Source organism: Streptomyces sp. Q2, from assembly GCF_056820935.1.
This window is the reverse complement of record NZ_JBXEJE010000008.1, coordinates 203,356-216,522: the sequence shown is the minus strand read 5'-3', so window position 1 is coordinate 216,522 and position 13,167 is coordinate 203,356. Positions and strand designations below refer to the sequence as shown.

The 13,167-nt window shown below is 70.3% G+C and carries 11 protein-coding genes; 5 read left to right on the top strand and 6 right to left on the bottom strand.

Annotated elements, in window-relative coordinates; translation table 11 throughout:
• Positions 1–51: 51 nt before the first annotated feature.
• From ACWBNA_RS11395 to rhaI, 6 genes are all read right to left on the bottom strand, one after another.
• Positions 52–696: a LutC/YkgG family protein gene (locus tag ACWBNA_RS11395; RefSeq protein ID WP_482704164.1), complete on the bottom strand. Its 645-nt coding sequence runs from the start codon at positions 694–696 to the stop codon at positions 52–54.
• Positions 693–2,180, bottom strand: a complete 1,488-nt coding sequence (locus tag ACWBNA_RS11390; RefSeq protein WP_482704163.1) for a LutB/LldF family L-lactate oxidation iron-sulfur protein — start codon at positions 2,178–2,180, stop codon at positions 693–695. Before ACWBNA_RS11390 ends, ACWBNA_RS11395 begins: the two co-directional genes overlap by 4 nt.
• A complete protein-coding gene (locus ACWBNA_RS11385) occupies positions 2,177–2,932 on the bottom strand; it encodes a (Fe-S)-binding protein (protein WP_482704162.1) in 756 nt (251 codons plus the stop codon). The genes ACWBNA_RS11390 and ACWBNA_RS11385 overlap by 4 nt, the downstream gene beginning before the upstream one ends.
• 73 nt (positions 2,933–3,005) lie before the next feature.
• Positions 3,006–4,454: a rhamnulokinase gene (locus ACWBNA_RS11380; RefSeq protein WP_482704161.1), complete on the bottom strand. Its 1,449-nt coding sequence runs from the start codon at positions 4,452–4,454 to the stop codon at positions 3,006–3,008.
• Positions 4,451–6,490, bottom strand: coding sequence for a bifunctional aldolase/short-chain dehydrogenase (locus ACWBNA_RS11375; protein ID WP_482704160.1), 2,040 nt, complete (start codon positions 6,488–6,490; stop codon positions 4,451–4,453). Before ACWBNA_RS11375 ends, ACWBNA_RS11380 begins: the two co-directional genes overlap by 4 nt.
• A gap of 151 nt (positions 6,491–6,641) precedes the next feature.
• Entirely contained in the window at positions 6,642–7,811 is a 1,170-nt protein-coding gene (rhaI, locus tag ACWBNA_RS11370) for an L-rhamnose isomerase (RefSeq protein WP_482704159.1), read from the bottom strand.
• A gap of 249 nt (positions 7,812–8,060) precedes the next feature.
• On the opposite strand from rhaI, the gene ACWBNA_RS11365 reads away from it, so the two are divergent.
• Genes ACWBNA_RS11365 through ACWBNA_RS11345 form a run of 5 tightly spaced genes read left to right on the top strand, consistent with a single transcriptional unit; the run spans position 8,061 to position 13,138 of the window.
• Positions 8,061–9,578 carry a sugar ABC transporter ATP-binding protein gene (locus tag ACWBNA_RS11365; protein WP_482704158.1) on the top strand — a complete coding sequence of 506 codons (1,518 nt, stop codon included), beginning with the start codon at positions 8,061–8,063 and terminating at the stop codon, positions 9,576–9,578.
• Between the two features lie 40 nt (positions 9,579–9,618).
• A complete protein-coding gene (locus ACWBNA_RS11360; RefSeq protein ID WP_482704157.1) occupies positions 9,619–10,701 on the top strand; it encodes an ABC transporter permease in 1,083 nt (360 codons plus the stop codon).
• Positions 10,694–11,701, top strand: a complete 1,008-nt coding sequence (locus ACWBNA_RS11355; RefSeq protein ID WP_482704156.1) for an ABC transporter permease — start codon at positions 10,694–10,696, stop codon at positions 11,699–11,701. The genes ACWBNA_RS11360 and ACWBNA_RS11355 overlap by 8 nt, the downstream gene beginning before the upstream one ends.
• Positions 11,702–11,714: 13 nt before the next feature.
• Positions 11,715–12,800 (top strand): rhamnose ABC transporter substrate-binding protein, encoded by a 1,086-nt coding sequence (gene rhaS / locus ACWBNA_RS11350; RefSeq protein ID WP_482704155.1) that lies wholly within the window; start codon positions 11,715–11,717, stop codon positions 12,798–12,800.
• Between the two features lie 17 nt (positions 12,801–12,817).
• A complete protein-coding gene (locus tag ACWBNA_RS11345) occupies positions 12,818–13,138 on the top strand; it encodes an L-rhamnose mutarotase (RefSeq protein WP_482704154.1) in 321 nt (106 codons plus the stop codon).
• Positions 13,139–13,167 lie beyond the last annotated feature (29 nt).

Sequence of the window (13,167 nt, the reverse complement as noted above, 5' to 3'; positions counted from 1 at the left end):
AGCCGTGCAGACCACGCCGTGACGCCGTCGGCCGGGAAGCCGGCAGGCGGCTCAGGCCGTCACCAGTACCACCTCCAGAGTGCGCGGCCCGTGCACCCCCTCCACGCGGTCGAGTTCGATGTCGCTGGTGGCGGACGGCCCGGAGATCCACGTCAGCGGGCGGGTCGGGTCGAGCCGGTCGAGGGCCTGCGGCACCGACGACACGACCTGATCGGGAACCCGTACGACACAGACGTGGTGGTCGGGGACGAGCGTGATGCGGCGGCGGCCCTGGTCCGGGCTCCCGTCCAGGACGATCGTGCCGGTCTCGGCGACGGCCACCGCGCACGCGGTCACCACGCTGTCGACCCGGTCGAGTTCGTGCGGGGTGCTCTCCGCCCGGTCGGGGACCTGCTCGGCCCGGGCCGCGGACAGCCACTGGGGGTCCAGGCCCGCCGGTACCAGCACGGTCTTCGCGCCCCGCGCGGCCAGCATCCCGGCGAGTGTCGCCGCCAGGTCGGCGGCGGTGCAGCGGTGCACGATCGCCCGGTAGTCGGCCAGGTTCTCGGCCAGCAGCTCCACCGTCTGCTCGACGCTCCGGGCGCCGTGCTCGCGCACATAGTCCCGGGAGAACGCCTGCTCGTACGGCGCGTCGTCCTCAGGGACGTCCGTCAGTGCGCGTCGCACCCGACCCAGGATCCGCTCCCTGCTGCTCACTTCGCGGCCCCCTTGTCGCCGTTCCCGCCCTGCGTCCGCTGCCACCAGTCGCGGAACGGCTCCGCCGGCACCGGTGGCAGATCCCGTGTCCCGCTCCACGCGCTGCCGGGGCCCGGCAGGGTCCGCGGATGGAAGCGACGGGTCCGGGAGGCGAGCCGCTGGCCGGCGCGCAGTGCCCCCGGACGCCCGAACGCCCAGCGCGCCGCGCGCATCGCCGCCCGCTCCGCTGCATGCCCCTTCGCGGGTTTGAGGACCACCTTGTTGCCCTCCCGCGTCACCGGGCCGCCCTCGACGATCCGCTCCCGCAGATGCACCAGCACCTCGGGGATGTCGATGGCGACCGGGCACACCTCGTAGCAGGCACCGCACAGCGACGAGGCGTACGGCAGGGAGGCGTCGATCTCGCTCGCCGTGCCCCGGAGCTGCGGGCTGAGGATGGCGCCGATCGGCCCCGGGTAGACCGAGCCGTACGCGTGCCCGCCGGCCCGCTCGTACACCGGGCAGACGTTCAGGCACGCCGAGCAGCGGATGCAGCGCAGGGCCTGGCGGCCGACCTCGTCGGCGAGGGTGTCGGTGCGGCCGTTGTCGAGGAGGACCAGGTGGAAGTTCCGCGGCCCGTCCTCATCCGTCGTACCGGTCCACATCGACGTGTACGGGTTCATGCGCTCGGCCGTCGAGGAGCGCGGCAGGGTCTGGAGGAAGACCTCCAGGTCCCGCCAGGTCGGCACGATCTTCTCGATGCCGACGACCGAGATGAGGGTCTCGGGCAGGGTCAGGCACATCCGCCCGTTGCCCTCGGACTCCACGACCACCAGCGTGCCCGTCTCGGCGACCATGAAGTTGGCGCCGGAGATCCCGACCTTGGCGCGCAGGAACTTCTCCCGCAGGTGCAGCCGGGCCGCGTCGGCGAGTTCGGCGGGCGTGTCGGTGAGACCTTCGGGGGCCGGGCGGCCCCACTCGCCCATCTCGCGCGCGAAGATGTCCCGGATCTCGCCCCGGTTGCGGTGGATGGCGGGGACGAGGATGTGCGAGGGCCGGTCCTTGCCCAACTGCACGATCAGCTCGGCGAGGTCGGTCTCGTAGGCGTGGATGCCCTCGGCTTCGAGTGCCTCGTTGAGTCCGATCTCCTGCGTGGCCATCGACTTGACCTTGACGACCTCCGACTCGCCCGTCTCCTTGACCAGTTCGGCGACGATCCGGTTGGCCTCGTCGGCGTCGGCCGCCCAGTGGACGATGCCGCCCGCCGCCGTGACCGACTCCTCCACCTGGACGAGGTACCGGTCGAGGTGACGCAGGGTGTGGTCCTTGATCTGTTTGCCGGCCTCCCGCAGTTCGGCCCAGTCGGACACCTCCGCCACGGCGTTGGCCCGCTTGGTGCGGATGGTGTGTGTGGCGTGGCGCAGATTCCCCCGGAGGGTCGTGTTCCGCACCGCCTCGTGCGCGGCCTCGGGGAAGGCCGGCATCCCTACGAACGTCCCGCTCATACCGCCGGCTCCTCCTCCGTGCTCGCCAGGATCTCCGCGATGTGCACCGGACGCATGCCCGTGCGGAGCCGGGTCATGGTCCCGCCGATGTGCATCAGACAGGAGTTGTCCGCCGCGCACAGCACCTCGGCGCCCGTCGACTCGGCGTTGCGCACCTTGTCGGCGCCCATGGCCGCCGAGACGTCGGCGTTCTTCAGCGCGAAGGTGCCGCCGAAGCCGCAGCACTCGTCGGCGCCCGGCAGTTCGACCAGTTCCAGCCCCTTCACGGCCTGGAGCAGCCGCTGGGGCCGCTCGCCCAGTCCGAGGCTGCGCAGCCCGTGACAGGTCGGGTGATAGGTCACCGTGTGCGGGTAGTACGCCCCGACGTCCGTCACCCCCAGCACGTCCACCAGGAACTCGGTGAGCTCGTACGTCTTCGGGACGACCGGCGCCAGGGTGGCCGCGAGGGTGTCCCCCCGCCCCTCGGCCCGGGCCCGCTCACCCATCCGCGGATACAGCTCCCGCACCATCGCCCCGCAGGACCCGGAAGGCGTCACGATCGCCTCGTAGTCCCGGAAGACATCGGAGAAATGCCGGGCCAGCGGTTCCGCCTCATGCCGGTACCCGGTGTTGTAGTGCGCCTGCCCGCAGCAGGTCTGCGCCATCGGGAAGTCGACCTCGACGCCCAGCCTGGTCAGCAGTTTCACCACGGCGCGCCCGGTGTCCGGATAGAGCGTGTCGTTGACACAGGTCAGGAACAGGGCGACGCGCATCGCGGCTCCTTGTGGTGGTCGGTCATCGGATGGGTGAAGCGTAGTCCGGGCCCGCAGCCCGGGGGAGTCCCCGTCACCCCACGGTGAGCCGTGCCTGCGCCTCGCGCCACCGTGCGGTGTCGCCCCGTGGTTCGTACCGGGTCAGAGGCTGCGTACGGACGAGCAGCCCGCGCATTCCCGCCAGGTCGCCGACGAGCCCGTGGGCCCGCGCCTGCACCAGGACGTTCCCGAGGGCCGCCGCCTCTGTCGGGCCGGACACCACCGGCAGCCCGCAGGCGTCGGCGGTCAGCTGGCACAGCAGGGCGTTGCGGGTGCCGCCGCCGACGACGTACACGACGTCGACCGGATGGCCGGCCAGCCGCTGCGCGTCCTCGACGGCCCGGCGATGGGCCAGGGCGAGGGAGTCGAGGATGCAGCGCGTGATCTCGGCGGGGGAGGCGGGCACCGGCTGTCCGGAGAGCCGGCACGCCTCGGCGATCCGCTCCGGCATCCGGCCCGGCGCCAGGAACGCCGCGTCACCCGCGTCCACCACCGACCGCAGCGCCGGGACCTTGGCCGCGTCCAGGAGCAGCGCTCCGAGGTCGGGGTCGCCCCAGGCGCGTACGCACTCCTGGAGCAGCCACAGGCCCATGATGTTGCGCAGATAGCGGACCGTGCCGTCCAGCCCCAGCTCGTTGGTGAAGTTGGCGGCGCGGCTCTCCTCCGTCAGCACCGGCGCGTCCAGCTCCAGGCCCGCCAGGGACCAGGTGCCGGTGCAGATGTAGGCGAACCGCTCGCCCCCGGCCGGCACGGCCGCCACCGCGGACGCCGTGTCGTGCGACCCGACCGCCGTCACCGGCACCGGCCCGCTCAGCCCGGTCTCCTCCAGCACCTGTGGCCGCAGCGCACCCGCCGCGTCCCCGGGCTGCCGCAGCGGCGCGAACAGGGAGAGGTCGATGCCGAGCCGGGAGGCGATGTCGTACGACCACTCGCGGGTGCGGGGATCGATCAGCTGGGTCGTCGACGCGTTGGTCAGCTCGGTGCCCTGCTCGCCGGTCAGCCAGTAGGTGAGCAGATCGGGGACGAGCAACAGCCGTCTGGCGTGGGCAAGTTGGGCGGAGGATCGGGCCGCGGTCAACTGGTAGAGGGTGTTGAAGGGGGCGTACTGCAAGCCGGTCGCCGCGTACAGCTCCTCGGCGGGCACCGTCGCCCACACCTTCTCCGCGACGCCCTCGGTCCGCGGGTCCCGGTAGTGCACGGGGTTGCCGAGCAGTGCCCCGTCGGCGTCGAGGAGGCCGTAGTCCACGGCCCAGCTGTCGATGCCGACGGAGTCGACCTGTCCGGCTGCCCTCAGCCCGTCGAGGACACCCCCGTACAGGCCGAGGATGTCCCAGCGCAGTCCTTCGGGAACCCGGACCGGCCGGTTGGGGAAGCGGTGCGCCTCGGTCAGCTCCAGGCTGTCGGGCCCGACGCGGCCGACCATCACGCGTCCGCTGGACGCGCCGAGGTCGACCGCGGCGTACGCCTTCTCGTTCGCGCTCATCGCAGGAAGGCGGCCGCGACGCCGGCGTCGACCGGGATGTGCAGCCCGGTGGTGTGGGTCAGCTCCCCGCCGGTCAGCGCGAAGACCGCGTTCGCCACGTGGTCGGGCAGCACCTCGCGCTTGAGGATGGTCCGCTGGGCGTAGAACTCGCCGAGCTTCTCCTCCGGCACGCCGTACACGGCCGCCCGCTTCGCGCCCCAGCCGCCCGCGAAGATCCCGGAGCCGCGCACCACCCCGTCGGGGTTGATCCCGTTGACGCGGATGCCGTGCTCACCCAGCTCGGCGGCCAGCAGCCGCACCTGGTGGGCCTGGTCTGCCTTGGTCGCGGAGTAGGCGATGTTGTTGGGTCCGGCGAACACGGCGTTCTTCGAGGCGATGTAGACGATGTCGCCGCCCAGCTCCTGCGCGATCATCACCCGGGCCGCCTCGCGCGAGACGAGGAAGGAGCCGCGGGCCATGATGTCGTGCTGGAGGTCCCAGTCCTTCGCCGAGGTCTCCAGCAGCGGCTTGGAGATGGAGATCCCGGCGTTGTTGACCACCAGGTCGACCCCGCCGAAGGCCAGCGCCGCCGCCTTGAAGGCCGCGGCGATCTGCTCCTCGGACGTCACGTCCACCGTCACGGCGACGGCCTTGTCCGGACCGCCCAGCTCCTCGGCGACCTCGGAGGCGTTCTCGGCGTTGAGGTCCGCGATCACGACACAGGCGCCCTCGGCGACCAGCCGCTCGGCGATCGCCTTCCCGATCCCGCTGCCGGCCCCCGTGACGAGCGCGACGCGCGTCGCGAGCGGCTTGGGCTTCGGCATCCGCTGGAGCTTGGCCTCCTCAAGCGCCCAGTACTCGATGCGGAACTTCTCCGACTCCTCGATCGGCGCGTACGTCGAGACCGCCTCGGCCCCGCGCATCACGTTGATCGCGTTGACGTAGAACTCGCCGGCCACCCGCGCGGTCTGCTTGTCCTTGCCGAAGGAGAACATGCCCACGCCCGGGACCAGCACGATCGCCGGGTCGGCGCCGCGCATCGCGGGGGAGTCGGGCTCGGCGTGCCGCTGGTAGTAGGCGGCGTACTCCTCGCGGTACTCGGCGTGCAGTTCCTTCAGCCGGGCGATCGCCTCGTCGAGGGGAGCCGTCGGCGGCAGGTCCAGGACCAGCGGCCGGACCTTGGTCCGCAGGAAGTGGTCGGGGCAGGAGGTGCCGAGCGCGGCGAGCCGCGGGTGCTCGGCCGCGGCGAGGAAGTCGAGGACGACGTCGGCGTCGGCGAAGTGTCCGACCTGCGGCCTGTCCTGGGAGGCGACGGCACGGACGTACGGTGCCAGGGCCGCGGCCCGCTCCCGCCGCTCGTCCTCGGGCAGGGCCCCGTACCCGTCGAGCGCCGGACCGAACGGCTCGGGCCTGCCACGCTCGGCGAGGAACGCCTCCGCGGTCCGGATGATGTGCAGCGAGTTGCGCTCGCACTCCTCGGACGTGTCACCCCAGGCCGTGATCCCGTGCCCGCCGAGGACGCAGCCGATCGCCTGCGGGTTGGCCTCCTTCACCGCCGCGATGTCCAGCCCGAGCTGGAAACCGGGCCGCCGCCACGGCACCCACACCACGGTGTCGCCGAAACACTCGGCCGTCAGCTTCTCCCCGTCCGCCGCACAGGCCAGCGCGATCCCGGAGTCCGGGTGCAGATGGTCCACGTGCGCGGCCTCGACGAGCCCGTGCATGGCGGTGTCGATCGAGGGGGCGGCGCCCCCCTTGCCGTGCAGGCAGTAGTCGAACGCGGCGACCATCTCGTCCTCGCGCTCGACGCCCGGATAGACACCGGTGAGCGCGCGCAGCCGGTCCAGCCGCAGCACGGCCAGCCCGCCCTCGGTCAGCGTGCCGAGGTCACCACCGGACCCCTTCACCCACATCAGCTCGACATCGCCGCCGGTCACGGGATCGGTGTCGGTGCCCTTGGCGGACGTGTTGCCGCCGGCGTAGTTGGTGTTGCGGGGATCGGCGCCGAGTCGGTGCGAACGAGCGAGGAGAGCGGCAGCTTCGGAGTGCGGTGCCATGAACTTCCAGTCCTTACGTCAAAAGAGGGTGAGTACGTTTCCCCAGGGGCGCGGGGCTTTGCCGATATGCGGCTCCGCCGCGTGGGCGCGACCGGCCACATGCGGCCCGCAGCCTGCGACCGGTATTACCCGGCAGACGCAATGCAGCCGTTCACGCCCCCCAACCCGCCTGCTGCCCACCGACCCGCTCTTCAGCGATCTTCGCGGCCCACCCGGACCGCCGGTACGCGGCCATCGGGTCGGGGTCGAGCCCCATCTCCTCGCGCATCTCGCGAAGCAACGGCCGCACGTCCGTGTTGTACGCGTCCATGATCACCGCGTTCGCCTCCAGCACGTCCCCCGACCGCTGCGCCACGTCCAGCGCCTCCCGGTCCACGAGCAGCGCCTTCGCCGTGGCCTCCTGCACGTTCATCACCGACCGGATGATCGCGGGGATCTTGGCCTCGATGTTGTGGCACTGGTCGAGCATGAACGCGACCTCGGGAGTGAACCCGCCCCCGCGGATCACCTCGTACATGATCCGGAACAGCTGGAATGGGTCCGCGGACCCCACCATCAGGTCGTCGTCCGCGTAGAACCGCGAGTTGAAGTCGAACGCGCCGAGCTTGCCCTCCCGCAGCAGCGTGGCGACGATGAACTCGATGTTGGTCCCCGGGGCGTGGTGCCCGGTGTCGACGACGACCTGGGCCTTCTCACCGAGCTTGAGGCAGTGGGCGTAGGCCGTACCCCAGTCCGGTACGTCGGTGTGGTAGAAGGCCGGCTCGAAGAACTTGTACTCCAGCAGCATCCGCTGGTCGTCGCCCAGCCGCCGGTACACCTCCGCCAGACCTTCCGCGAGCCGGTCCTGCCGCTCCCGGATGTCGTCCTGACCGGGGTAGTTCGTGCCGTCCGCGAACCACAGCTTCAGGTCCCGGGAACCGGTGGCGTCCATGATGTCGACGCACTCCAGCAGGTGATCGAGCGCCTTGCGCCGCACCGTCGCGTCCGCGTGACAGATGCTGCCCAGCTTGTAGGCGTCGTCCTGGAAGGTGTTCGAGTTGATGGCGCCCAGCTTCACGCCGCGCTCCTCGGCGAACTTCGCCAGTTCCGCGTAGGTGCCGGAGCCCTCGACCTTGTCCCAGGGGATGTGCAGGGCGACCGTCGGTGCCACGCCCGTGAACTCGTGCACCTTCGCGGCGTCGGCGAGCTTCTCCCATGGATCACGGGGGACACCCGGTTGCGCGAACACCTTGAAACGCGTCCCCGAGTTCCCGTACGCCCACGACGGCGTCTCCACTGCCTGGGTCTTGAGAGCGGCCTTCACCGCAGCGAGGTCGGTCACTTGGGGCTCCTCAGTCAGCCGTGCGGTTATGAATCGATTCAAGCGGCGAAACTATGGGTCGTCCGTAGGGGTGTCAAGAGTTGCGGCAAACCCTGTCTACCGTGCCTTGACCGTGACCTTTGGCTATCGAAAGTTTTTCGACCGAGACCCATTGACGTGACGAGGCTGGCGCGCCTAACGTCCCGGCAACCAAGTTGAAACCTTTCACGACGCCGAGACGGAGTCCGCCGGCGTCGTCGAGGAGCCCTCATGACCCACCCGTCCAAAGCGGGTCCGGCCCCCGTGCTGTCGCTCAGGGACGTGTCAAAGTCCTTCGGAGCGGTGCGTGCCCTGCGGGACGTGTCCCTGGAGCTGTTTCCCGGCGAGGTGCACGCGCTCGCCGGTGAGAACGGCGCGGGCAAGTCGACCCTCATCAAGACCCTTGCAGGGGTGCACCGACCGGACGCCGGTCAGGTGCTCCTCGACGGTGAGCCCGTCCTCTTCCACGGACCCGGCGACGCCCGCGACGCCGGTATCGCCGTGATCTACCAGGAACCCACGCTCTTCCCCGACCTGTCGATCGCCGAGAACATCTTCATGGGCCGCCAGCCGCGGCGCGCTGTCGGCCGGATCGACCACAAGGCCACGCACGCGGCGACCCTGGCCCTGATGCAGCGGCTGGGCGTCGAGCTCGACCCCGACCGTCCCGCCCGCGGCCTGTCGATCGCCGACCAGCAGATCGTGGAGATCGCCAAGGCCCTCTCCTTCGACGCCCGCGTCCTGATCATGGACGAGCCGACGGCGGCCCTCACCGGCAGCGAGGTGGCCCGGCTCTTCGGCGTCGTCCGCACCCTGCGCGACCAGGGCGCCGCCGTTCTCTTCATCTCGCACCGCCTGGAGGAGATCTTCCGGATCTGCCAACGGGTGACCACCCTGCGCGACGGCGCCTGGATCTCCAGCGAGCCGATCGACGGCATGACCGAGGACGACCTCGTACGCCGCATGGTCGGACGCGACCTCGACGAGCTCTACCCCAAGCAGGACGTCCAGCCGGGTGAAGTCGCCCTGAGCGTCCGTCGGCTGACCCGGGAGGGCGTCTTCACCGACGTCTCCTTCGACGTACGGCACGGCGAGATCGTCGGTCTCGCCGGACTCGTCGGCGCCGGCCGCACGGAGGTGGCGCGGGCCGTCTTCGGTATCGACCGCTGGGACGCGGGCGAGGTCGAGGTCCAGGGACGCGGCCTCACCAACGGCGCACCCTCCACCGCCATGGCCGCCGGACTCGCCCTCGTGCCCGAGGACCGGCGCGCCCAGGGCCTTGTGATGGACATGTCTATCGAGCGCAACATCGGGCTCACCGGTCTGCGGACGAGCGTGAAGGCCGGCCTGGTGGACCGCGCCGCCGAACGCAGCCGCTCCCTCGACTGGGCCGTCAAGCTCCAGGTGAAGTACGCCCGGATCGCCGACACCGTCAACACCCTGTCCGGCGGCAACCAGCAGAAGGTCGTCCTGGCCAAGTGGCTCGCCACCGGGCCCCGGGTCCTGATCGTCGACGAGCCGACCCGTGGCATCGACGTCGGCACAAAGGCCGAGGTGCACCGGCTGCTCAGCGAGCTGGCCGCCGACGGCGTCGCCGTCCTCATGATCTCCTCCGACCTGCCCGAGATCCTCGGCATGGCCGACCGTGTGCTGGTGATGCATGAGGGCCGGCTCACGGCCGAGATCCCGCGCTCCGAGGCCACCGAGGAGTCCGTGATGGCCGCAGCCACCGGGAGGGCCGCCGCATGACAGGCCGTACGACCGCGAATCCCCTCCGGAGGGCCGCCGCATGACGGTGACCGCACCCAATCCCGCCCCCGCCACCGAGGTGCCCAAGTCCAGCGGTACCCGGCTGGTCGACCGCGTCTTCAAGATGCGCGAACTCGCCATCCTGGCCGTCTTCCTGGTGATGATCGCCATCACCCAGGCGGGCAACAGCCAGTTCCTGTCCGAGCAGGGCATCAAGGACCTGCTGCTGAACGCGACCATCCTGGTGCTGGTCGCCACCGGTCAGTCGATGGTCGTCATCACCCGCAACGTCGACCTGTCCGTCGGCTCCACCCTCGGCATCAGCGCCTTCGCCACCGGCCTCTATCTCCAGGGCGGCGGCAACCCGGTCGTCGCCGTGGCCTTGGCGGTCCTGCTCGGCATCGGCTTCGGCCTGCTGAACGGCCTCCTCGTCAGCCTCGGCCAGGTGCCCGCCCTCGTCGTCACCCTCGGCACCCTCTACATCATCCGGGGCATCGACTCCATCTGGGTCGGCTCCCGCCAGATCACCGCGGCCGACCTGCCCGGCGGCTTCGTCGACTTCGGCTCCGGCGGCCTGTCGGCCGTGCCGTGGCTGGCGATGATCGCCCTCGTCGTCCTGGTGGCGACCGCGTACTACCTCAAGCACTACGGCAGCGGTCGCGAGATGTACGCCCTCGGCTCCAACCCCGAGGCCGCCCGACTCGCCGGCATCCCCGTCCGCAAGAGGATTCTGGCCGCGTACACCTTCTGCGGAGGCCTCGCCGGCCTCGCCGGCGCCATGTACCTGGCCCGGTTCGGCAACGTCGACTCCGGCACCGGCAACGGCTATGAACTCACCGTCGTCAGCGCCGTCGTGGTCGGCGGCGTGGTCTTCACCGGCGGCTCCGGCAGCGTCTACGGCGCCGCACTCGGCGCCCTGCTCCTCACCTCCATCAACAGCGTGCTGCCCGCCCTCGGCGTCAGCTCCGTGTGGGTGCTCGCCATCAACGGCGTCCTGCTCATCCTCGCCATCGCGGTCGACCGGATCGTCGCCCTGCGGGTGGCCTCGGCCCTGAAGAAGAAGTCGGCCGCGGCCAGGACCACCGCTGCCCCCGTGAAGAAGGGAGACGCCGGCCATGCCTGAGTCCCTCACCCGCGCCATCCGCTGGGACACCGTGGTCGGCGCCTTGCTGATCGTCCTGCTCCTGCTGTCCTTCGCCACCGTGGACGGCTTCGGCAACGCCCTCAACCTGTCGTTCCTGATCGGCAACACCCTGCCCATCGCGCTGATCGCCCTGCCGATGACGCTCCTCGTGGTCTCCGGCGAGATCGACCTGTCGGTCGCCTCCACGGCCGGCCTGTCCGGCGCGGTGATGGGCGCCCTGTGGAACCAGGGCCTGACGATCGAGGTGATCATCCCGATCTGTCTGCTGCTCGGTGTCGTCTGCGGACTGATCAACGGCCTGCTCGTCACCCGGCTCGGACTGCCGTCCCTCGCCGTCACCATCGGCACCCTCGCCGCCTACCGGGGCATCGCGCAGATCGTCCTCGGCTCGGATGCCGTGACCGACTTCCCCACCCAGTACCTGGACTTCGCGGCCGGACGCGTCGGGGACACCTTCGTCCCGCAGGCCTTCCTGCCCTTCCTCGTCCTGCTCGCGATCGCCGTGGTCGCCCTGCACGCCACCCCGTTCGGACGGTCGCTGTTCGCGATCGGCGCCAACGAGGAGGCCGCGCGCTTCGCCGGCATCCGGGTCAGGCGGCAGAAGCTGATCCTGTTCACGGTGACCGGCCTGATGGCCTCCCTCACCGGCATCTTCTGGGCGCTGCACTACGCCAGCGCCCGCTACGACAACGCCACCGGCCTCGAACTCTCGGTCGTGGCGGCCGTGTTGCTCGGCGGAATCGACTTCGACGGCGGCAAAGGCACGCTCGGCGGCGCGATCGCGGGAGTCTTCCTGCTCGGCGCGCTGCAGAACGTGATGAGCCTCCAGGACGTCTCCGCCCAGTCGCAGATCGTCGTCACCGGCGTTCTGCTCGTCCTCTCCGTGCTCGGCCCCCGGGTCGCACGGCAGATAGCCGTGGCGAGGGCGGGCCGCAGAGCCGCCTCGACCCCGCCCTCGTCCCTCAGTTCACCCTCGTAAAGGAACCCTCGCCATGCGCAAGTCGACCCTCCGCCGTACCTGTGTGGCCTTGGCCGCCGTCACCTCCCTCGCCCTGGCCGCCACCGCCTGTGGCGGCACCACCAAGGAGGACGTGAAGAGCGAGAGCACCGGCTCCGCCGCCTCCGCCGGCAAGGCCGACCCGAACGCCGCCCTCAAGAAGGGCCTCACCGTCGGCTTCCTGCCCAAGCAGGTCAACAACCCGTACTTCACCTCCGCCGACAAGGGCGGCGAGAAGGCCGTCAAGGAGCTGGGCTCCACCTACAAGGAGGTCGGCCCCTCGAGCGCCACCGACACCTCCGGCCAGGTCTCCTACGTCAACACGCTCACCCAGCAGCAGGTCGACGCGATGGCCGTGTCCGCGCAGGACCCGGGCGCCCTGTGCACCGCGCTCAAGCAGGCCATGAGCAACGACATCAAGGTCGTCACCTACGACTCGGACACCAACCCCGAGTGCCGCAACGCGTTCGTCTCTCAGGCCAGCGCCGAGGACCTCGGCCGCACCGAGGTGCAACTGCTCGCCGAACAGATCGGCTACAAGGGCGAGATCGCGATCCTGTCGGCCGCGCAGACCGCGACCAACCAGAACACCTGGATCGAGTTCATGAAGGACGAACTCAAGGACCCGAAGTACAAGGACATCAAGCTCGTCAAGACCGCGTACGGCAACGACGACGCCCAGCAGTCCTTCCAGCAGACCCAGGGCCTGCTCCAGGAGTACCCGAACCTGAAGGGGATCATCTCCCCGACCACCGTCGGCATCAAGGCCGCCGCCCAGTACCTGTCGGGCTCCAAGTACAAGGGCAAGGTCAAGCTGACCGGCCTCGGCACCCCGAACGACATGCGCAAGTACGTCAAGAACGGCACCGTCGAGGGCTTCGAGCTGTGGGACCCGGCGAAGCTCGGCGAGCTGGCCGCCCGCACCGCCGTCGCCCTGGTCTCCGGCCAGATCACCGGCAAGGAGGGCGAGACCTTCAAGGCCGGCGCCATGGGTGAGTACACCATCGGCAAGGACGGCGTGATCAGCCTCGGCAAGCCGACCGTGTTCGACGCCAAGAACATCGACCAGTTCAACTTCTGATCCGGGAGCGGTACTTCATGCAGCGCGTCTGTTTCCTGCTCAAGGTCCGTCAGGACCGGCTCGCCGAGTACCGCGAACGCCACGCCGCCGTGTGGCCGGAGATGCTCCAGGCACTCTCGGCCACCGGCTGGCACAACTACTCGCTCTTCCTGCGCGACGACGGACTGCTCGTCGGCTACCTGGAGACCGAGGACTTCGAGGCCGCCAAGGCAGGCATGGAGGCCACCGAGGTCAACGCCCGCTGGCAGGCCGAGATGGGTGCCTTCTTCGAATCGCTCGACGGCACCCGGCCCGACGAGGCCATGAAACCGCTCACCGAAGTGTTCCACCTCGCCTGATCCTCCCCGCTCATCCCTGCCTTCCCCCT

Excerpts from the sequence above, each read along its gene's own strand:
- ACWBNA_RS11390 (WP_482704163.1), bottom strand. The coding sequence starts at position 2,180 with ATGAGCGGGACGTTCGTAGGGATGCCGGCCTTCCCCGAGGCCGCGCAC.
- ACWBNA_RS11385 (WP_482704162.1), bottom strand. The coding sequence starts at position 2,932 with ATGCGCGTCGCCCTGTTCCTGACCTGTGTCAACGACACGCTCTATCCG.
- ACWBNA_RS11380 (WP_482704161.1), bottom strand. The coding sequence starts at position 4,454 with ATGAGCGCGAACGAGAAGGCGTACGCCGCGGTCGACCTCGGCGCGTCC.
- ACWBNA_RS11375 (WP_482704160.1), bottom strand. The coding sequence starts at position 6,490 with ATGGCACCGCACTCCGAAGCTGCCGCTCTCCTCGCTCGTTCGCACCGA.
- ACWBNA_RS11365 (WP_482704158.1), top strand. The coding sequence starts at position 8,061 with ATGACCCACCCGTCCAAAGCGGGTCCGGCCCCCGTGCTGTCGCTCAGG.
- ACWBNA_RS11360 (WP_482704157.1), top strand. The coding sequence starts at position 9,619 with ATGACGGTGACCGCACCCAATCCCGCCCCCGCCACCGAGGTGCCCAAG.
- ACWBNA_RS11355 (WP_482704156.1), top strand. The coding sequence starts at position 10,694 with ATGCCTGAGTCCCTCACCCGCGCCATCCGCTGGGACACCGTGGTCGGC.
- rhaS (WP_482704155.1), top strand. The coding sequence starts at position 11,715 with ATGCGCAAGTCGACCCTCCGCCGTACCTGTGTGGCCTTGGCCGCCGTC.
- ACWBNA_RS11345 (WP_482704154.1), top strand. The coding sequence starts at position 12,818 with ATGCAGCGCGTCTGTTTCCTGCTCAAGGTCCGTCAGGACCGGCTCGCC.